Genomic DNA, 19,579 nt, shown 5'->3' with positions numbered 1-19,579 from the left:
TTACTTCGGGCAGGCCAGGCGGCAGCCGCCGAAGCGGGCTTCGTCCGGCTCCGGGAAGTGGGACTTCGGCGCCCCGCGCAGCGCCTCGGCCATCGAGGCCCGCCAGATCGGGCCGGGGATGGTGGTGCCGTCCACGGTGTCGTAGCGGCGGCCGCCGACGGTCAGGCCGGTGAGCGTGGGCCGATCGCGCCCGGCGGTGGGCGGGCGCCGCTGGGACCCGTCGGGGAACGTGCGGGGCTCGGACTCGTCGGGGAATCCGAGGCTGACGGCGGCGGCCAGGTCGGGGGTGTAGCCGGCGTACCAGGCCGACCCGAGGTCGGGGATCCTGCCCGCCAGGGCCGCCGCGTCCCGGCCGAGGCCGCCGGTCCGCAGCAGGCCGGTCACCGCGTCGGCGACGGCCGCGTCCAGAACCTGCTCGCACCGGGGGGCGAGGGCGTGCAGCACCTTGCCGGAGCCGTCGCGGACCTCCTTGACGGCCCGCGGCGCGCAGCGCAGGCCGTGGGCGGCGAGCGTGGCGTAGGTGCCGGCGACGGTGACGGTGTCCGCCTCGTTGATGCCGAGCGTGAACGTCTCGTACTCCTGCAGCGGTGTCCCGTCGCGGCGGGCGAGGCCGAGCCGCTGCGCCGTGCGCACGGTCTGGCAGAGGCCGACCCGCTCCTCCAGCCGCAGGAAGAAGGGGTTCGGCGCGGCGCGGGCGGCCGAACGCAGGGTGGTGAACGCGCCGCCGTCCCCGCCGCCGGGGCCGACGACCGTGTGGGTGGGGTCGCCGACGTTCTCGCCCTTGCAGTTGGTGAAGGAGTTGTAGCCGGTGGCCCGGAAGGAGCGGGCGCGGGGGAAGCCGTCGTCGTAGCGGAAGCCGCCGGACAGCGCCGCCGCGAGCGTGTACGCCATCGCCGTGGAGCCCTGCGACAGGGCGTGCGCGCCGTCGCCACGGCTGGCGGCCAGCGCCCTGATCTCGCCGCTGCCGGGCGCCACCATGGCCTCGACGGCGACGGGCGCGTCACCCGGGCGGACCCGCCCCTCGACGGCCCGCCGCGCCGCCTGCTGCGCCCGCGGATCGAGGGTGGTGGCGACGACCAGGCCGCCCCGGGTGAGCAGCCGCGGATCGATCGCGGTCAGCTCGTCGTGCACCCGGCGGCAGAAGGCGGGGTGGCGGCTGGCCGCGCAGTCGGGGGCGAGCTTCTCGACGACCTGGCCGCCGCCGTCGGTGATCACGCTGTCCTGCACGACCAGCGGGGCGACGGCCAATCGCTGCCTGGCCGGCGCCGGACCGGCCGTCGCGGACAGCACCAGGACGGCGCCCCAGACGGCCGCCGCCACCCCGGCGACGACGCCGAGGGCGAGGAGAAGTCGCTTCATCGACGTCCTTCCGGAAGGGGGGTGCGGCCGGCCCGTCCATCATGGCCGACCGCACCGCCCCCGTGCACCGGAGCTAGACGATCACACCCGTTGCCACAGGGCGGGCACGTTCGGCGGCTCCCAGCCGGGCAGCGCCGTGTGCGGCTGGACGCAGCGGTAGGTGACGTTGTTGTAGACCACCTGGTCACCCGACTTGTACGCGGTGCCCGCCGTCCAGTTGCCGGTCGGGCCCTGGGTGGGGGTCACCGTGGGGGTCACCGTGGGGGTCGGGGTGGGCGTGGGGGTCGGCGTCGGGGTGGCGGTGGGGGTCGGCGTCGGTCCGCCGGGACCCACCTGGAGGTCGACGCAGTTGTAGAAGGCGTTCTCCGTGTCGGCGATGTTCCAGATGGCCAGCAGCTTGATGCGCCCGGTCCGGCCGCCCAGGCTGACGGTGTGCGTCACTGTCGCGCCCGGTTCCCTGCCGTGGTCGTTGAACGAGGCGATCCGGGTGCTGCCGACGTAGTAGTCCCACGTGCTGGTGGCGTGCCGGGCCTCGATGAGCCACTTGAAGTTGACCGTGTCGCCGACGGACGCGGCGGGCCAGGCCTTGCTGTCGTCGTCCAGCGGAGCCCACCGGGCGTCGCCGCCGCTGCAGTTGCGCAGGCCCTTGGGGCCCTCGACGCTCTGCGGCTCCCAGATGATCTGGCCGCAGTTCTTGACCTTGCCGGCCGCGCAGTTGGCCTGGCGGCTGGGCGGGTCGGAGATGTAACCGTGCGCCGAGGCCGGCGGGGACAGGGCGACGACGGTGGCGACGGAGACCGCCGCCATGGCTAAGAAGGTCCATACTCTGCGCATGTCACCGTTCCTTCATGCTGGGGGATGCTCCCAAATATAAAGGAAAGTTTCCTAACGGTAAATGGCGCAGTCAGCGCTTTTCCGCCCCGCAGTCAGGCTGGTTGATTCCGTCGGGCCCGAGGATCTCCGGCCATGTGCTCAAGGTCATCCGTGAGTCCACCGGGATGACCCAGGAACGGTTCGCCGAACCTCTCGGCCTGGACGTCACGACGATTCAGGGATGGGAATCCGGGCGCCGCCCGCTGATGGCGATCTCCACGGGGACGTACCTGTCATCGCGGCACTGGCTCCTGCGGCTCGGCATCCGATCGCGCCTGCTCTTCCAACTGGACATGGCCCTTGAAGCCGACCGGTTCGTCGGCCACGTGCTCGGCACCGAGCCGGGGAAGGCCCGGGCCGAGGATCATCCACTGGCCTCATGGGTGATCACGCGTCCGCTCACCGACCTCGTGGCCTGGCCGTTCACCGGGACGGCTCCGTCCGCCATGGCGGGAACCGCGCGGGGCACCGGCCGCCGGGGGCCGGTGGCCACCTCACCTTCCCTTCTGCCCGACGAACGCGCGCACTTCTTCGAGCACCTGAAGGTCGTGGCCGAGCGTGCCGACACGGGCCGGGCGGCCGGCAAGCTGGACTCCGCCATTCCCTACCTCGACGTGGTGGGCCCACACGCTGTGGTCACTGGTCATACTGCGCCCCTCGACATTGGACTTGAGGCCGTCTGCGCTCGTGACGCCGACAAGCTCGAATGCCTGATGCAGGCCGTCGAGTACCGCGAGCAAGGACACCAGAACGTCCAGCCGTGGATCGACAGCTCGCTCGCCGCGCTACGGACGGCGTCCGCGAAGCGCCTCGCGGACGAGGTGCTCAGCACGGGGTCGCTGGAGTGGATGGTGCGCGTCCTCAACGGAGATTGAGTCACCCGGCGCTCACGGCCGTCCCAGATGGCGCGGGCCAACAGGTGGTGACATGTCGTGACATCGCCTAGGCTGAGGGTGCCGAGGGGAGTACTTCGCAAGCGCCGGCCCGGTCAGTACGGACGTCCCAGACGTCCCCGGGCGGCCGCCCGCGCGATCGGCGCACGGGCGAAGGAGACCTCGAACGATGACGCGCGTTCGAGGAGGACCCATGCCCCCGGGCACATTGCAGGCTGCCCCCGCCCTGACCACCATCGCCACGCCCACCCTCTGGCTGGTCGCGATCGCCGGGCTCGTGCTGCTGCTGGCGCTGGATCTCTTCTTGACCAGGCGCCCGCACGAGGTCCGCATGCGCGAGGCGGCCGGCTGGTCGGTGTTCTACCTGGTGCTGCCGGTGATCTTCGGCCTCTACCTGTGGGCGGACCACGGCGGCGGCGTCGCCGTGGAGTTCTTCACCGGGTTCGTGGTGGAGAAGTCGTTGTCGGTGGACAACCTGTTCGTGTTCATGTTGCTGCTGGCCGCGTTCGCCGTCCCGCCGGCGCTGGCCCGGCAGGTCCTGCTGTACGGGATCGTCGGCGCGCTCGTCCTGCGCGGCATCTTCATCTGGCTCGGCGCCGCCGCCCTGCAGAGCGGCACGTGGGCGTTCCTGCTGTTCGGCGCGATCCTCATCGTCACCGCCGGGAAGATCCTCAAGGACGTGCTCGGCGGCCACGAGCAGCAGGTGGACATCTCCTCCATGCGCAGCGTCCGGCTGGTGCGCCGGTTCGTGCCGGTCACCGACGACTACCGCGGCTCCCGGCTGGCCGTGCGCGAGGGCGGGCGGCTGGCCCTGACGCCGCTGGCCTTGGCCGCCGTCGCCGTCCTCGGTACGGACATCGTCTTCGCCGTGGACTCCGTGCCGGCCGTGTACGGCGTGACCGAGGACCCGTTCCTGGTCTTCGCCACCAACGCCTTCGCGCTGATGGGCCTGCGGGCGCTGTACTTCGTGCTGCAGGGCGTCCTGGCCAAGCTGCGCCACCTCAACCACGGGCTGAGCGTCATCCTGGCCTTCATCGGGGTCAAGCTCATGCTGCACTGGGCGCACGGCGTGTGGGACTGGATGCCGCAGATCCCGACGCTCGCCTCGCTCGGCGTGATCGTCGCCGTCCTGACCACGGTCACCCTGACCAGCCTGTACGCCAACCGCCGCGACCGCGAGAAGGAGGCCGCGAGCTAGTTCACCGCTCCGACGCCTGGGTGCCCCCGACGCGAGAGCCGGCCGTCATGTCGGCATGACGACATGGTCGCGAGACGCTTTCAGGGAAGGACCCCGCGCCCATGACGATCTCTCTTGACACGAGCCGGTACACGGTCGGCATGGCCACGAGCCCCGCCGACCTCCAGGCGGCCCAGCGGCTGCGGTACGAGGTCTTCGCCGAGGAGATGGGGGCGCGGCTCGACAGCCCGGTCTCCGGCCTCGACGTGGACCGGTTCGACGCCTACTGCGACCACCTCCTGGTGCGGGAGGGGCGGCGGGTGGTGGGGACGTACCGGCTGCTGCCGCCGGGACGGTCAGACCGGCTCTACTCCGACGGCGAGTTCGACCTGCGCGCCCTCGCCCCCATCCGGAACAACCTGGTCGAAGCAGGGCGTACCACCGTGCACCCGGACCATCGGGACGGCGCGGTGGTCGCGCTGATGTGGGCCGGGATCGCCCGGTACATGGTGGACGGCGGCCACCAGTGGCTGGCGGGCTGCTGCTCGGTGCCGCTCGACGACGGCGGCGCGCTGGCGGCCGGGGTGGCCGGGCGGGTGCCGCTCGGCCCCGAGGAGCACCGCGTCACGCCGCACGTGCCCTGGCAGGCCGACGGCGCGCCGCGCTCCGACCGGTTCGTGCCGCCCGCCCTGCTCCGCGGTTACCTGCGGCTGGGCGCGTGGGTGTGCGGGCCGCCCGCGCACGACCGGGACTTCGGCACGGCCGACTTCTTCGTGCTGCTCTCGATGGCCCAGGTGAACACCCGCTACCTGCGTCACTTCCTGGGCGGGACGCCGTGACCGGCCCGTGGCTGCGTACGGGGCCGTGCACGCCGGACATGTGCGTGGGGGCGGCGGTCGTCGGTGCGGGGGCGGCCCGCCGGGCGCTGCGGCTGCTCGCGGCGGCCCTGGTGGTGCTCGCCGGGGTGCCGGTGGCGCTGGCGTTCCGCCACGCCCGCCCGGACGTGCGGGCGCGCGTCACCGGGACGTGGGCCCGGCTCATGCTGCGCGCCCTGGGCATCCACCTGGACCTCGTCGCCGAGGATCCGGCGGAGGCGACCCGGCCGCCGACCAGGGCCGGGGCCGGGGCCGGGGCCGGGGTCGAGTGCGGGTCCGGGGTCGGGGCCGCGGGTTCTGGAGGAGGTGGGGAGGCCGGGGTGCTGGTCGTGGCGAATCACGTGTCGTGGCTGGACCCGCTGGTCATCGCGGCCGCCGTGCCCTCGCGCCCGCTGGCCAAGCGGGAGATCGCCGCCTGGCCGGTCGTCCGCACGCTGGCCGCGGGCTCGGGCGCGCTGTTCATCGACAGGGAACGCCTGTCCGCGCTGCCGTCGGTGGTCGCCGCCGTGGCCGCGGCGCTGCGGGCGGGCGACACCGTCGTGGCCTTCCCCGAGGGCACCACGTGGTGCGGCCTCGGCATGGGCGACTTCCGGCCGGCGGTGTTCCAGGCGGCGATCGACGCGGGCGCCGCCGTACGGCCCACGACGCTGCGCTACTGCGAGGACGGCCGGCCCTCGACCCGCGCCTGCTACGTGGGCGAGGACTCACTGCTCGCCTCGGTGCTCCGGGTGGCCGCGACCCGGCGGCTGGCCGTCGAGGTGCGCCTGCTGGCCCCCCTGCGCGCCGCCCCGCCGGCCGGCCGCCAGCGGGCGCGGGCCGCCCTGGCCAGGGACGCCGAGGCCCTGGTACGCGCCGCGATGGACGGCCCTCCCGAGCGGGAGCGGGGGAGGACCGTCGCTCACTTGCCGAAGCCCGCGGTCAGCCCGCTGAGCAGCTGACGGCGGCCCACCACGTAGAGGATCAGGATGGGCAGCGTGGTCAGGACGACCGAGGCGAGCACGGCGGGCACGTTCACGCTGTACTGGCCCTGGAACGTCCACAACGCCAGCGGCAGCGTGCGCTTGTCCGGGCTCTGGGTCAGGATCAGCGGCAGCAGGAAGCCGTTCCAGATGGTCAGCGCGTTGTAGATCGTCACCGTCACCACGGCGGGGCGGGTCAGCGGGAAGGTCAGCCGCCAGAGCATGCCCCAGTCGGTGGCGCCGTCCAGCCGCATCGACTCGAACAGCTCCTTGGGCACGTCCCTGATGAAGTTCGACAACACCAGCACCGACAGCGGGATCGCGAACGCGATGGAGGGCAGGATCATGCCCAGCAGCGAGTCGTACAGGTGCAGCCGGATGATGATCAGGTAGATCGGGATGATCGTGGCCTGGAGCGGGATCGCCAGCCCCATGAGGAACAGCGAGTTCACCCCGCGCAGGAACCGCCCGCCGCCGCGCACGATCGCGTACGCCGCCATGAACGACACCCCGACGGCCGGGACCACCGCGCCGAGGGTGAGGAGGAGGCTGTTGAGGAAGTACAGCGCGAAGTCCGACTCCAGCACCATCCGGTAGGCCCCCAGCGTCGGCTCCGACGGCGGCGCGAGCGGGTTGGAGGCGTAGTAGGAGCTCTGCTCCTTGAAGCTGGTGATGACGATCCAGTAGATCGGGACCACCACGATCGCCAGCCAGATCCACCCGGCCACCCCGGCCACCCAGTTGCGGCGGGCGGCGGCCGGGCCGCCCGCCCGCCGGGACGCCCCGGCGGCCCGCCGCGCCGGCTTCGTCAGCGTCGTCGCCATGTCAGGCCCCTTCCAGCTGGCTCGCCGCGGCGTCGCGACCGCCGAGGCGGCGCAGCAGCAGCGCCAGCGCCAGGCCCACGAGCACGAGGATCACCGCGATCGCGCTGGCCGGGCCCATCAGGTTGGCCTGGAACCCCCGCTTGTACATGTCCAGGGCGAGCACCCGGGTGGCGTCGCCGGGACCGCCCGCGGTCAGCACGAAGATCAGGTCGAAGAACGTCAGCGACCCGACCACCATCAGCGTCGAGGACGTGATGATCGTGTACTTGAGCTGCGGCAGCGTGATGCTGAAGAACGTGCGCACCCGGCCCGCGCCGTCGAGCTGGGCGGCCTCGTACATCGAGCGCGGGATCTGCCGCACGCCGCCCTGGTAGATCAGCGAGTGGAACGGGATGAACTGCCACGACACCACGAAGATCACCACGCTGAAGGCGAGGACGGGCTCGCCCAGCCAGTCCTGGGCCAGCAGGTCGAGGCCGAGCCCGGCGCCGAGCCCGAAGTTCGGGTCCAGCAGCGCCTTGTAGGTGATGGCGACGGCGGCCGAGCTGAGCAGCAGCGGGATGAAGTAGAACACCGACAGCACGGCCCGGTAGCGCTGCCGGCCGGCCAGGAACACCCCGAGCAGGATGCTGGCCGGCGTCTGCACCGCCCAGGACGCGGCCATCACCAGGAACGTCACCCACAGCGCGTGCGGCAGCCCGGGGTCGGCGAGCACGGCCCGCCAGCTCGACAGGCCGGCGAAGCCGATGTCGCCGAGCCCGTCCCAGGAGGTGAAGCTGAGGACGAGGACCCCGATCAGCGGGATCACGCCGAAGGCGACGAAGAGCAGCAACGCCGGGACGGCCAGCCAGGCGAGGGAGCCGCGGCCCCCTCGCCCGGCCGCCGCCGGCGCCCGCCGCCCGGCGGGGATCGGGATCACGCTCACTTGCCGATGACCGCGTTCATGTTCGTCTGGAACTGCTGCGGCGAGATGGACAGCTGGAACAGCTTGGCGATGTTGTCCAGCAGCACCTCGGCGGCGGTCGGGCTGAGCGCCTGGTCCCACGACTGGGCGAAGGTGCTGGCGTTGCTGGCGATGCCGTAGACGAACTTCAGGAACTCGGCGTCGGGGGAGGCGGCGAAGGCCGCGTCGGCGCCCTTGACGATCGGCACGGCGCCCGTGTCCGCCCACTCCTTGACCTCGGTCTGGTCGAGCACGCCGCTGGTGAGGAACTTCTTGGCGATCTCCTTCTGCTCGGGGGTGGCCTTGGCGGAGATCGACAGGTACTGGCCGGGGTTGCCGACGGTGTTGCTCGGGTCGCCCTTGCCGCCGTCCACTGGCGGGAAGTTCATGTAGCCGAGGTGGCCGCCGGGGACGAAGTCGCCGCCGTCGTTCTTCATGCCGCCGTACGTCCAGCCGCCGTGCAGCATCATCGCGGCCTTGCCGGTGTAGAGCAGCGCCTGGTCGGCGTTGGAGTCGGCGGTGATGGAGGAGAAGCCCTTGATGAAGCCGTTCGCCTTGATCAGGTCCTGCATCTTGGTCAGGGCGTCGAGGGCGGCGGGGTTGGACCAGGCGTCCTTCTGGCCGTCGAACACCGCCTGGAACACCTCGGGGCCGCCGATCCGGTCGAACAGGAACTCCAGCCACATCATGTTGGTCCAGCGCGACTGGCCGCCGAGTGAGAACGGCGCGATGCCCTTGGCGTTGATCTTGGGCACGATGTCCATGATCTCGCCCCAGGTCGTCGGGGGCTGCACGCCGACCTTCTCCAGGACCTCCTTGTTGTAGTACAGGACGATCGGCTGCACGGTCTCGCACGGCATCGCGTAGATCTTGCCGTCCACGGTGGCCGCGCCGAAGGAGGAGGGGAACAGCCGGTCCTTGACGGCGGCGTTCTCGGAGAACCAGGACGTGAGGTCCTCGACCTGGCCCGCCTGCACGTAGCTGCGCAGCGTGCCGCCGCCCCAGCCCCAGATCAGCGTGGGGGCCTGGCCGGCGCCGATGGCCGTCTTGATCTTGGTCTTGTAGGCGTCGTTCTGGAACGCCGTGCCCTCGATCGGGGTGTTGGGGTTGGCCTTGTTGAAGCGCTCGATCGCCCGGCGGCGCACGCCTTCCTGCGGCTCGACCGACAGGTACCAGTAGGTGGCCTTGGCGCCGCCGCCCCCACCGCCGGTCGCGCCGCCGCCACCCGCGCGGGTGGGGCCGGACGTGCCGCAGGCGGCGAGCGCGGCTCCCAGGGGCAGCCCCATCGAGAGGCTGAGGAAGGTGCGGCGAGAGGTTGTCCTGGTCTCCACGCTGATCTCCGTACTCGAATGCCGTGGCCTGGCCGCGGCTCGGTTGTCCTTGGGACGCGTTGGCCGGCGGTCGGATCGGCAAACCCCCCAATGCCGCTCGTCCGCTCGCCGTTGAGTGAACTAGTCGAAACATTTGCGACATGACCGCGCGGCACGTCAATCTAGATTTCGGCCATTACCCTGTCAAGACCTCTGTCGTGAAACCCGGCCTGGGCGGCGGCCGGGCCTGTGTAGTAATCTCGCGCGGTCATCTAGCTGGATATTCTGCCCCAGTTGCGGCATTGTGCAGGTGGCAGGCCCGGCTCCGAAATGTTTCGAAACTTTGCGGCAGGAACTCTTGAAGGAGTGCAGTTCATGACGGCTCTAGATCGGACCCCGGCGGATCGGGTCCTCGGTCCGTGGCTGGACCCGGCGCTTCCCGTGGCCGAGCGCGTCGAGGCCCTCCTTCAGGAGTTGACGCTGGAGGAGAAGGTCGCCCAGCTCGGCAGCCGGTGGGTGGGCAACGACATGGCGCACGAGGAGGCGGCCCCCGTCCCCGACCCGGACGGCACGGGCACCCACAACGTGGCCCCCATGCAGGACGTTTTCGCCGCCTCCGGCACCGTCCCCTTGGCCGAGGCCGCCCGGCACGGGCTCGGCCACCTGACCCGCGTGTTCGGCAGCGTCCCGGTGACGGTGGCCGAGGGCGCCGCCGAGGTGGTGCGGCTGCAACGCGAGGTCGTCGGCCTGTCCAGGCTCGGCATCCCCGCCCTCGTGCACGAGGAATGCCTGACCGGTTTCACCACCTACGGCGCCACCGTCTACCCGGCGGCCATCGCCTGGGCCGCCACCTTCGACCCCGGCCTGGTCGAGCGCATGGCCGCGGCCATCGGACGGGACATGCACGCCGTGGGCGTCCACCAGGGCCTGTCCCCGGTGCTCGACGTGGTCCGCGACTACCGGTGGGGCCGGGTCGAGGAGACGATGGGCGAGGACCCGTACCTGGTCTCGATGCTCGGCGCGGCGTACGTACGCGGCCTGGAGAGCGCCGGCGTGATCGCCACGCTCAAGCACTTCGCCGGGTACTCGGCCGCGCGGGCCGCCCGCAACCACGGCCCGGTCCCGATGGGCCGCCGCGAGCTGATGGACATGATCCTGCCGCCGTTCGAGGCGGCCGTCACCCTGGGCGGCGCCCGTTCGGTGATGAACTCCTACTCCGACGTCGACGGCGTGCCCGCCGCCGTCGACTCCTGGCTGCTGACCGAGCTGCTGCGCGAGGAATGGGGGTTCACCGGCACCGTCGTGTCCGACTACTGGGCGGTCCCGTTCCTGGCGACCATGCACCAGGTGGCCGCCGGCCCGCAGGACGCGGGGGCGCAGGCGCTCGCCGCGGGCGTGGACGTCGAGCTGCCCGACACCCTCGGCTTCGGCGCCCACCTGGTCGAGCGGGTGCGCCGGGGCGAGCTGCCCGAGTCGCTGATCGACCGCGCCGCGCGCCGGCTGCTCACCCAGAAGGTGCAGCTCGGCCTGCTCGACCCCGGCTGGACGCCGGAGGGCTCGGTGGCCGGCGCCCAGGACGTCGAGCTGGACTCGGCCGCCAACCGCGCCCTCGCCCGCGAGCTGGCCGAACGCTCGATCGTGCTGCTCGACGCCGGGACCGCGCTGCCGCTGCGCGCGGGTCTCGGGCGGATCGCCGTCGTCGGCCCGTGCGCCGACGACCCGCGCACGTTCATGGGCTGCTACGCCTTCCCCAACCACGTGCTGCCCCGCCACCCCGGGCTCGGGCTCGGCGTCGAGGCCCCGACCGTGCTGGACGCGCTGCGCGCCGAGCTGCCCGGCGCCGAGATCGTGCACGAGCCGGGGTGCGCGGTCCAGGGCGGCGACCGGTCCGGGTTCGCCGCGGCGGCCGTCGCCGCCCGCGAGGCCGACCTGTGCGTCGCGGTCGTGGGCGACCTGGCCGGCCTGTTCGGCCAGGGCACGTCGGGCGAGGGCTGCGACGCCGAGGACCTGCGGCTGCCAGGGCTCCAGGCAGACCTGCTGGCCGAGCTGTTCGCGACGGGCGCGCCGGTCGTCGTGGTGGTCGTCTCCGGCCGCCCGTACGCGCTGGGCGAGGTGCACGCCGGAGCCGCCGGGCTGGTCCAGGCGTTCATGCCGGGAGAGGAGGGCGGCGGGGCGATCGCCGGTATACTGAGCGGTCGTGTCCAGCCTGGAGGCAAGCTTCCCGTGCAGATACCCCGCCATCCTGGCGGGCAGCCGGGCACCTACCTGCAGCCCCCGCTCGGAGCCGACAGCAAGGGCATCAGCAACCTCGATCCCACCCCGCTGTTCCCCTTCGGGCACGGCCGCTCCTACACCTCCTTCGAGGTCGGCGACCTGCGGCTCAGCGCCGCCGAGGTCCCGACCGACGGCGAGTTCACCGTCTCGGTCCGCGTCGCCAACACCGGCGGCCGGGCGGGCGACGAGGTCGTGCAGCTCTACCTGCACGACGTCCTCGCCCAGGTCACCAGGCCGGTGAAGCAGCTCACCGGCTTCGCCGGGGTGCACCTCGAACCGGGGGAGAGCAGGCGGGTCTCCTTCCTCGTCCACACCGACAGGACCGCCTTCACCGGGCGCGACCTGCGGCGCGTCGTGGAGCCCGGAGACGTCGAGGTGCTCGTCGGCACGTCCGCCGCCGACCTGCCGTGCCGCGGCGTGGTCCGGCTGACCGGGCCGGCGCGGCCCGCCGGCACCGGCAGGCGGCTGGTCACACCCGTGGAGATCCGAGGAGGAACAGATGCCGGCTCCTAGGCGCGCCACGCTGGCCACCGTCGCGGCCTCGGCCGGCGTGTCCGTCGCCACCGTCTCCAAGGTGCTCAACGGCCGCAGCGACGTGGCCCCGGCGACCCGTTCGCTGGTGCAGTCGCTGCTCCAGCAGCACGACTACGTGCCCGCCACGCCGCGCCGCGGTGAGGCGGGCGGCCCCGCCACGGTCGAGGTGCAGTTCGACGACGACCTCAACGCCTACTCCACCGAGATCATCCACGGCGCGATCGAGGCCGGCGACGAGCTGGAGACGTCGGTCGTCGTCAGCATCAGGAAGAGCCACCAGCGCACCGGCGGCTGGGCGCGCGACCTGGTCGCCGCCGGGCGGCGGGCGCTCATCGTGGTGACCAGCGAGCTGACCGGCGCGCAGCTCGGGGCGCTGACGCGGGCCCGGCTGCCGCTGGTCGTGATCGACCCGCTCAACCTGCCGACCACCAGCGTGACCAGCGTCGGCTCGACGAACTTCGCCGGCGGCCTGACCGCCACCCAGCACCTGCTGTCCCTGGGCCACCGCCGCATCGCCTACATCGGCGGCCCGCCGACCTCGGCCTGCAACCAGGCCCGCCTGCACGGCTACCGCGCGGCGCTGGAGGCGGCCGGCGCGCCCGAGCCGCCCGGCTACGTCCGCACCGCCCACTTCCACTACCAGGACGGCCTGGTCAACGGCGCGAGCGTGCTCGACCTGCCGGAGCCCCCGACCGCGATCTTCGCCGGCTGCGACGAGATCGCGCTCGGGGTCATGGAGGCCGCCAGGTCGCGCGGCCTGCGCATCCCGGAGGACCTGAGCATCGTCGGCTTCGACGACACGCAGATCGCGCGGATGGCCTCGCCGCAGCTCACCACCGTGCGCCAGCCGCTGCGCGAGATGGGCCGGGCGGCCCTGCGCACCGCGCTGCGGCTGGCGGCCGGCGAGCGGATCGACTCCCACCATGTCGAGCTGGCGACCGAGCTGGTGGTGCGCGGCTCGACCGCCCCGGCGGCGCCTACGGAAGGCCGAAGGCCAGGAACACCGACCCGTACGGGTTCGGGTACGGCGTGAAGGAGTACCCGGACTGGACGAACAGCATGCCGTGCGACACCACGGCCCCGCCACCGCCCGAGACGGCCCCGCCGCGCCCGGTCAGGCCGTTGACGCCCTGCACCTCCTGCATGGTGTCGTAGGCCCACACGACCTCGCCGGTGCGCGCCGAGTAGGCCCGCATCTTGCCGTCCATGCTGCCCTCCCAGACCAGGCCGGGCGTGCTGGAGACGGCCGGGGTGTGGCCGAGGCGGCAGACGTTCGGGTACTGGGCCGCGCCGCCGGTGGCGCAGCCGTCGGCCGGGTTGGGCGTCTCCCACAGCAGGTGCCCGGTCGCCGGGTCGAGGGCGAACAGGGTGCCGGGCTGGGCCATGTACGTGGCCACGTACAGGCGCTGCCCGTCGAAGGAGGTGCCCCACTGGACGCCGGACAGGCCGCCGCCGGGCATCGGCTTGGACAGCTGCCGCTGCCAGACGATCTTTCCGGTGCGGGCGTCGAGCACGTGGTACACCCCCGCCTTCTGCCCGATGCCGACCAGGGCGCGCCCGCCCGCCCTGAACAGGTTGGGCGCGGCCCCGAGGTCGAAGTCGAGCGCGGTGCCGTCGGGGAAGTTGGGGCAGTACTCGCGGTCCTCGGGGGTGGGCAGCGAGCACTCCAGCCGCCAGGTGTCCACGTCGGTCATCCGCCGGGTCCAGCGCGGCCGGCCGGTGTCGATGTCCAGCGCCAGTACGGAGTCGTAGTGGCCGGCGCTGCCGGTGTAGTTCTGGCCGGTGCCGACGTACAGGGTGCGGGTGACCGGGTCGAGGGCCGGGGAGCTCCACACGCCGCCGCCCGAGGGGGCGTACCGGGGGACGCCGTTGGGCCAGGTGCCGTCCTGGCGGGCCTTCGGGACGGTGTTGAAGCGCCAGACCGGGCGGCCGGTGTCGGCGTCCATGGCGTCGAGGTGGCCGCGGAAGGTGCAGCAGGCGTGCTCCTTGCCGATGATGTTCTCGCCGCTGGAGACGCCGACGTAGACGCGGTCGCCGAAGACCAGGGGCGAGCTGGTCACGATCGCCGTGATGGTGTCGTCGAGCCTGCGGGCCCAGGCCAGGCGGCCGGTGTGCTGGTCGACGGCGTAGAACCAGCCGCGCACGTCGCCGAAGTACACCTTGCCCCTGGCCACGGCCGGGCCGTCCTGCACCTGGGTGCGGCCGGTGCCGACGGTGGTCAGGTCGAACTCCCAGCGGGCGGCGCCGGTGGCGGCGTCCCTGGCGTACAGCTTGCCTTCGGGGGAGCCGAAGTACACGGTGTCGCCCACGACGGCGGGCTGGCTGCGCGGCGTGCCGGCCTCCTTGGGATAGGCGAAGGCCCACTTCAGCGCGAGGCCGCCGACCGTGCGCGGGTTGATCGCGCGTTCGGCCGCGTTGTGCCGCCAGCCCAGCGGGCCCTGCTGCCACATGGGCCAGTCGCCTCCGGTCGCCGCCTGCGCGGGCGCCGGGCCCTGCAGCAGCGCGAGGCAGAGCGCGGTCAGCAGCCGGATCATGAGGTCGCCTCCTTGTTCCAGAACGCGCACTGGTGCTGCCTGGCGATCTCCCGCGTCACCTGGCTGTCACCGGCCGGGGCCAGGGACATGACGGCGGGGTCGGTGCGGGTGTAGCGGGGCCAGAGCGGGGTCCCCTCCGCGGTCGGGTCGCCGGTACGGGCGAAGCCCGTCCACTGGGCGACGAGCTGGGCGCCGAAGGAGCGCTGGTTGGCGTCCATGTCCTTGACGTCGGAGTACAGGAAGGGCACCTCGCTGATGTGGAAGGCGCCGTTCGGCTTGGTCTGGTCGAGGAAGAACAGCGGCGGCGCGTCGGTGTTGTCTACCTGGAAGGCGTACACCGGGATGTGCGCGGCCAGCCGTTCGTCGTTGAGCAGCGCCGGGCAGACCGAGTTGCTGTCGGCCACGATCGTCCGGTACGCGATGAACGCCGCCGGAGCGGGGAACCTGGCCAGCGGGTAGCGGGCGAGCACCTCGGGGGCGAGGGGGCCGTACTGCCGGCGGACCAGGGTCTCGTACTCGTCCGGGGTGTTCGCGGCGGGGAGCTGGACCTCGTCGCGGCCCACGCCGCGCATGAGGGCGACCTTGTTGACCTTGCCCCTGGCGAACGCCCGCGACGGCGACATGGTCAGGATGCGGCCGTCCACGATGGGGGCGATCGTCCCGCGGTCCGGGCCGAGCCCGTCGGAGGACTGGTCGAGCAGCGCCTTGACCGGCTCGGCCCGCAGGCACGCGGCCGGGTCGGCGGCCTGCTCGCAGCCGAGCGCGGCGGCGAACCTGCCGCCCTGGGCCTGCGCCTCGGCCTGCGTGGGCAGCTCGGCCTTGCAGTCCTGCGGTTGCCAGAAGGTGTTCACGCCGCGCAGCGAGTTGTACTCGCCGCTCTGCACGATCCCCTTCTCGAACAGGCCCTTCGCCGTCGGCGACGCCGTGTGCGCGCAGACGCTCGACCCGCCCGCGCTGGCCCCGAAGATCGTCACGTTGCCGGGGTCGCCGCCGAAGCGGACGATGTTGCGCCGTACCCAGCGCAGCGCCTCCTGCTGGTCGGACAGGGCGTAGTTGCCGGCGTTCCGGCCGAAGGCCCGATGTGACAGGAAGCCCAGGATGCCCAGCCGGTAGCCGACGCCGACGTGCACGACGTTGCCCGCTCTGGCCAGGTAGGAGCCGTCGGACGGGGCGCCGTACCGGAAGCCGCCGCCGTGGAACTCCACCATGACGGGCAGATTCCGGGCCCCTTCGGGGGCGGCGACGTTGAGCTTGAGGCAGTCCTCGTCCTCGGAGGGGGAGCCGAGCAGCTCCGCCTGCGGGCACGGGCTGCCCCGCCCGGTGCCGGAGAACACGCCGGGCCAGGGCGTGGCCCGGCGCGCGGGCGTCCAGCGCAGGTCGCCGACGGGTGGGGCGGCGTAGGGGATGCCGAGCCAGGAGCGCAGGCCCTCGCCCGCGATCCCGCACACCTGGCCCGAGTCGGTGGTGACGGTCGTGCCGGGCGCGCAGGCGGGCGCGCTGCGCGGTGCCGCCTGCGAGGGCGGCGTCGTCAGGCTGAGCGACGCGATCACGACGAGCGCGCTCAGCCCTGGTCGGAGCTTCAACATGCGCAGGTTCCCTCGGTGGATTGACACGGGATCTTGCGCATCGTGTCAAGGCGAGTCAGCCGGATCAATGGCGGCCGTCATACCGGACCGCCATCTCGCCCGTGTGATCACCGCGCGCCGCCTCCGGCTAGCGGTCGCTCCACTTGATCTCGTACGGCTTGAGCGTCAGCTCCTTGCCGTCCACCGTCGTGGTGACCTGCTTGCCCGTGGTGTTGACCGCGAGCAGCTGCCGGGGCTGGGCCAGCACCCGCACCCGCCGGTCGGAGGAGGTGACCGGCTCCAGCTCGGCGCCCGCCGGGAACCAGCGGGTGAAGTCGCTCACCAGCTTGCCGGTGGGCATCAGCGCGCCCGTCCGCGGCTCCCACATGCAGGCCCGGCACTCGCCGTCCTTGGCCTGCGGGTTCCAGTAAAGGGCCGTGCTCGCGCCGCTCTGGGCGAACTCCATCATCGAGACTGCCTGCACGGCCAGCCGCATGGGCTCGTCCCAGACGGTGCCGTCCTCGGGCACGAAGTACCACTCCGACCACCACACCGGCAGGTCGCCGGTCTTCTCGCGCAGCCACTTGGTGATCGCGCCGAACTTGCCCAGGGCGCCGAACGCGTCCGGCAGCAGCTCGTGGGTCTCGGTGGGGGAGGCGCCGTCCACGACGACGAAGTCGGCGCCCTTCTTGTGCTTGAACCAGTACTCGAAGGCGTCGAGGGCGTGCTGGTTGACCGCCCCCCACGGGCCGCGCAGCTCGGTGTCGCCCTTGCTGTCGCTGTCGAAGCCCAGGTACGGCCCGCCGATCTTGGCGTCCGGACGGACCGCCTTCACCGCGTCGTACACCTTGTTGTACAGCTCGGTGTAGCCCTTGTAGTCCGCGGGCTTCTTGTGGTCACGCCAGAAGCCCTTGAACTCGTTCCAGACCATGAAGTACTTCACGTCCCGGTAGCGCTCGGCCACGGTCGCCGCCAGCTTGGCGAAGTCGTCGAAGTGCTCCGGGTACGGCGCGTCCTCCAGGTGCTCCTTCCAGGCCGACTCCTCGGTCGGGCCCTCGGGGCCGCCCTTCATCCAGTCGGGGGCGCAGCACAGCGTGATGACGCCGGTGCCGCCGGACTCCCGCATGAAGTTCGTCCGGCTGTCGAGGTCCTCCCAGAAGTACTCGCCCCGGCGCGGCTCGGGGTTGAGCGCCCCGAAGCCCATGATGTGCTGGTTCTGCAGCATCGGCGTCTCGGACAGCGCGCGGGCGACGTCCTGCTCCAGGCGCGGGGTGATGTTGTTGGCGCTGACGCCGGTGTGGGTCAGGCCCCAGCGCGGCCAGTCGGCGTCCACGGGCGGCGGCTTGAGCGCCTTGGCGGTGGCGGCGGGCGAGGACGCCGCCGGCGGCTGGGCGCCGGTGGTCTCCTGGCCGGCGGTGGCGCCGAAGGAGCAGCCGGCCGCGAGCAGCGCCATGGCGGCGAACCCCATGACGCAGGTGGCCAACCGGCCGGAACGCCGCGCCGCCGTCCTCCCGCTTACTGTTGACACCTGAATCCCCACCTGGTCCTCGGCGCTTTTTGCCTAGAGCGTTCCATGCCCCCGCAAACGCGGCAAACCAGTGGGCCGGATTCACAGCCAAGCGTTATCTCGCGGACACGGCGGCGCTTCCGGCGCCCCTGGCGCGCCGGAAGGCCGCCGCGTCCCGTCCCTAGCGGCCCTGCAGGCCCTTGACGTTGTCCCCGAACGTCCAGCCCTTCGAGCCGTCCCAGTTGATCGACCAGGTCATCAGGCCCTTGAGCTGGCCGTTGAAGGCGTTCCAGCCCTGCGACACCAGCGAGGGGGCCATGTACCCGCCGCCGGCGCCCGGCTGCGCGGGCAGGCCCGGCACCTGCTTGTCATAGGGCACGGTGATCGTCGTGCCCTGGATGGTCAGGCCGTTGTTCAGGCAGGTGGTCTGCACGGTGAAGCCCTGCACGGTGCCGGCGGAGTAGGAGTCGCCGGAGCAGCCGTACATGCTGCCGTTGTAGTACTGCATGTTCAGCCACCACAGGCGGCCGTTGTCGGCGTACTTCTTGATGATCGGCAGGTACGCGCCCCAGATCGACCCGTACGTCACGCTGCCGCCCGTCACGTACGCCGTCTCCGGCGCCATGGTCAGGCCGAACCCGGCCGGCATCTGGGCGAGCACGCCGTCGATGATCCGGATGAGGTTCGACTGCGAGGCGGAGAGCTGGGTGATGCTGCCGCCGCCGGTCAGGCCGGTCTCGATGTCGATGTCGATGCCGTCGAAGTTGTACTTCTTCAGGATCGGCACGACGGTCGCCACGAAGCGGTCGGCGACGGCGCTGGAGCCGAGGTCGATGCCGGCCGCCGCGCCGCCGATGGACATGAGGATCGTCGCGCCCGCGGCCTTGGCCTGGCACATCTCGGCCGGGGTGGCGACCTTGACGGTGGCGTCCATGCCGTCCTCCCACAGCACGGTGCCGTCGGAGCGGATGACGGGGAACGCGGCGTTGATCACGTTGTAGCCGTGCGCCTTGATGCGCGGGTCGGTGATCGGGATCCAGCCGAGCGGCGGGTGCACGCCGTTGATCGCGCCGTCCCAGTTCTCCCAGTAGCCCTGGATCACCTTGCCGGCCGGGCGCGGCTTGGTCGGGCAGGTGGTGTCGGTCGGCGTCACGGTCGGCGTGACTGTGGGCGTGACCGTGGGCGTCACCGTCGGGGTCACGGTGGGGGTCACGGTCGGCGTCACGGTCGGGGTGATCGTGGGGGAGGCGGTGCCGCCGGGGCCGTCGAAGCTGACGTCGTCGGCGTAGTAGGTGCCCTGCCCGTACCAGCCGTGCAGGAAGATGACCGCGGTGCTCTGGCTCGCGGTGGTCGTGAACGACACGGTGAGCCGCGTGTACGCCCCCGCCGACGACGTCCAGGAGGAGGAGCCGCCGGTCACGCCGAGATAGACGTAGCTGCCGCGCACCCATGCGCTCAGCGTGTACGTCGTGCTCGGCCGCACCGACACCGACTGGGTGCACTGCGCGGTGTCGGACCCGCTGGCCGCCGCGGCCAGCGCCTTGGTGCCGGAGTGGACCGGGGTGGAGACCACCGACCCCAGGCCGCCGGTGCACGACCACGGCGACAGGGATCCGGTCTCGAAGTCCGGATTGGTGAGGAGGTTGGCCGCCTGGGCGGAGGTCTGGACGACGAGGACGCCCAGTGCCGCCAGGACGGAGGCCAGCAGCACGACGAGGAGACGGCGCGTTCGCTTCATGGTGGACAACCCTTTCGTCGCCCGAGCGCGGGCCCGCGACCAGCGGGTTCATCGGATTATGTAAAGAAACTTTAAAGTTGTCCACGGAGCTTGCATACCATTTGGGTCATATCACGGACGTGGGGGGCGGGGCCCCCCCCCCCCCCCCCGCCCCCCGCGGCGCCCCCCCGTAACCCTTATACGTTAAATTATAAGGAGGTTTTGGGTATATGTC

At 72.1% G+C, this 19,579-nt stretch carries 15 protein-coding genes; 6 read left to right on the top strand and 9 right to left on the bottom strand.

Annotated elements, in window-relative coordinates; all coding sequences use genetic code 11:
- Entirely contained in the window at positions 1–1,359 is a 1,359-nt protein-coding gene (locus tag ABZ444_RS34110) for a hypothetical protein (protein ID WP_358006049.1), read from the bottom strand.
- Between the two features lie 81 nt (positions 1,360–1,440).
- Positions 1,441–2,193: a lytic polysaccharide monooxygenase gene (locus ABZ444_RS34105; RefSeq protein ID WP_358006046.1), complete on the bottom strand. Its 753-nt coding sequence runs from the start codon at positions 2,191–2,193 to the stop codon at positions 1,441–1,443.
- A gap of 14 nt (positions 2,194–2,207) precedes the next feature.
- Here ABZ444_RS34105 and ABZ444_RS34100 point away from each other — a divergent pair, with 14 nt between their 5' ends.
- The 4 genes from ABZ444_RS34100 to ABZ444_RS34085 all read left to right on the top strand — a co-directional run bounded on the left by ABZ444_RS34100 (position 2,208) and on the right by ABZ444_RS34085 (position 6,115).
- A complete protein-coding gene (locus tag ABZ444_RS34100) occupies positions 2,208–3,107 on the top strand; it encodes a helix-turn-helix domain-containing protein (RefSeq protein ID WP_358006043.1) in 900 nt (299 codons plus the stop codon).
- A 211-nt stretch (positions 3,108–3,318) separates the two neighbouring features.
- A complete protein-coding gene (locus ABZ444_RS34095) occupies positions 3,319–4,323 on the top strand; it encodes a TerC/Alx family metal homeostasis membrane protein (RefSeq protein ID WP_358006040.1) in 1,005 nt (334 codons plus the stop codon).
- A gap of 101 nt (positions 4,324–4,424) precedes the next feature.
- Complete coding sequence (locus tag ABZ444_RS34090) at positions 4,425–5,141, top strand: GNAT family N-acyltransferase (RefSeq protein ID WP_358006037.1); 717 nt, start codon at positions 4,425–4,427, stop codon at positions 5,139–5,141.
- Positions 5,138–6,115, top strand: a complete 978-nt coding sequence (locus ABZ444_RS34085) for a lysophospholipid acyltransferase family protein (RefSeq protein ID WP_358006034.1) — start codon at positions 5,138–5,140, stop codon at positions 6,113–6,115. The genes ABZ444_RS34090 and ABZ444_RS34085 overlap by 4 nt, the downstream gene beginning before the upstream one ends.
- Here ABZ444_RS34085 and ABZ444_RS34080 read toward each other — a convergent pair.
- From ABZ444_RS34080 to ABZ444_RS34070, 3 genes are read right to left on the bottom strand one after another with little or no spacing between them, the layout of a single operon-like run.
- Positions 6,076–6,960, bottom strand: a complete 885-nt coding sequence (locus tag ABZ444_RS34080) for a carbohydrate ABC transporter permease (protein ID WP_357979751.1) — start codon at positions 6,958–6,960, stop codon at positions 6,076–6,078. The genes ABZ444_RS34085 and ABZ444_RS34080 overlap by 40 nt on opposite strands.
- A 1-nt stretch (position 6,961) precedes the next feature.
- On the bottom strand, positions 6,962–7,885 hold the full coding sequence (locus ABZ444_RS34075) for a sugar ABC transporter permease (protein WP_358006031.1): 924 nt from the start codon (positions 7,883–7,885) through the stop codon (positions 6,962–6,964).
- On the bottom strand, positions 7,882–9,234 hold the full coding sequence (locus tag ABZ444_RS34070; RefSeq protein WP_358006028.1) for an extracellular solute-binding protein: 1,353 nt from the start codon (positions 9,232–9,234) through the stop codon (positions 7,882–7,884). Before ABZ444_RS34070 ends, ABZ444_RS34075 begins: the two co-directional genes overlap by 4 nt.
- Before the next feature lie 354 nt (positions 9,235–9,588).
- Here ABZ444_RS34070 and ABZ444_RS34065 point away from each other — a divergent pair, with 354 nt between their 5' ends.
- Positions 9,589–12,000, top strand: coding sequence for a glycoside hydrolase family 3 N-terminal domain-containing protein (locus ABZ444_RS34065; RefSeq protein ID WP_358006025.1), 2,412 nt, complete (start codon positions 9,589–9,591; stop codon positions 11,998–12,000).
- Positions 11,987–13,054 carry a substrate-binding domain-containing protein gene (locus tag ABZ444_RS34060; RefSeq protein WP_358006022.1) on the top strand — a complete coding sequence of 356 codons (1,068 nt, stop codon included), beginning with the start codon at positions 11,987–11,989 and terminating at the stop codon, positions 13,052–13,054. Before ABZ444_RS34065 ends, ABZ444_RS34060 begins: the two co-directional genes overlap by 14 nt.
- On the opposite strand, the gene ABZ444_RS34055 is transcribed toward ABZ444_RS34060, so the two are convergent.
- From ABZ444_RS34055 to ABZ444_RS34040, 4 genes are all read right to left on the bottom strand, one after another.
- A complete protein-coding gene (locus tag ABZ444_RS34055; RefSeq protein WP_358006019.1) occupies positions 12,999–14,555 on the bottom strand; it encodes a PQQ-binding-like beta-propeller repeat protein in 1,557 nt (518 codons plus the stop codon). The two genes, ABZ444_RS34060 and ABZ444_RS34055, sit on opposite strands and share 56 nt — an antisense overlap.
- The gene (locus tag ABZ444_RS34050) at positions 14,552–16,141 is read right to left on the bottom strand and encodes a carboxylesterase family protein (protein ID WP_358006016.1); all 1,590 of its coding nucleotides are present in this window, start codon (positions 16,139–16,141) and stop codon (positions 14,552–14,554) included. The genes ABZ444_RS34055 and ABZ444_RS34050 overlap by 4 nt, the downstream gene beginning before the upstream one ends.
- A 127-nt stretch (positions 16,142–16,268) precedes the next feature.
- Entirely contained in the window at positions 16,269–17,648 is a 1,380-nt protein-coding gene (locus ABZ444_RS34045; protein WP_358006014.1) for a xylan 1,4-beta-xylosidase, read from the bottom strand.
- Between the two features lie 160 nt (positions 17,649–17,808).
- Positions 17,809–19,365, bottom strand: a complete 1,557-nt coding sequence (locus tag ABZ444_RS34040; protein WP_358006011.1) for a glycosyl hydrolase family 18 protein — start codon at positions 19,363–19,365, stop codon at positions 17,809–17,811.
- Positions 19,366–19,579 lie beyond the last annotated feature (214 nt).

It is taken from the genome of Nonomuraea sp. NPDC005730 (assembly GCF_040630865.1).
Taxonomy (GTDB): Bacteria; Actinomycetota; Actinomycetes; order Streptosporangiales; family Streptosporangiaceae; genus Nonomuraea.
Note: the sequence above shows the minus strand (reverse complement) of the source record. Positions and strands in the feature narration are given on the sequence as shown.

Coding starts and splice junctions, on each gene's coding strand:
- ABZ444_RS34110 (WP_358006049.1), bottom strand. CDS start 1,359: ATGAAGCGACTTCTCCTCGCCCTCGGCGTCGTCGCCGGGGTGGCGGCG.
- ABZ444_RS34105 (WP_358006046.1), bottom strand. CDS start 2,193: ATGCGCAGAGTATGGACCTTCTTAGCCATGGCGGCGGTCTCCGTCGCC.
- ABZ444_RS34100 (WP_358006043.1), top strand. CDS start 2,208: ATGCTGGGGGATGCTCCCAAATATAAAGGAAAGTTTCCTAACGGTAAA.
- ABZ444_RS34095 (WP_358006040.1), top strand. CDS start 3,319: ATGCCCCCGGGCACATTGCAGGCTGCCCCCGCCCTGACCACCATCGCC.
- ABZ444_RS34090 (WP_358006037.1), top strand. CDS start 4,425: ATGACGATCTCTCTTGACACGAGCCGGTACACGGTCGGCATGGCCACG.
- ABZ444_RS34080 (WP_357979751.1), bottom strand. CDS start 6,960: ATGGCGACGACGCTGACGAAGCCGGCGCGGCGGGCCGCCGGGGCGTCC.
- ABZ444_RS34065 (WP_358006025.1), top strand. CDS start 9,589: ATGACGGCTCTAGATCGGACCCCGGCGGATCGGGTCCTCGGTCCGTGG.
- ABZ444_RS34060 (WP_358006022.1), top strand. CDS start 11,987: ATGCCGGCTCCTAGGCGCGCCACGCTGGCCACCGTCGCGGCCTCGGCC.
- ABZ444_RS34055 (WP_358006019.1), bottom strand. CDS start 14,555: ATGATCCGGCTGCTGACCGCGCTCTGCCTCGCGCTGCTGCAGGGCCCG.
- ABZ444_RS34050 (WP_358006016.1), bottom strand. CDS start 16,141: ATGTTGAAGCTCCGACCAGGGCTGAGCGCGCTCGTCGTGATCGCGTCG.
- ABZ444_RS34040 (WP_358006011.1), bottom strand. CDS start 19,365: ATGAAGCGAACGCGCCGTCTCCTCGTCGTGCTGCTGGCCTCCGTCCTG.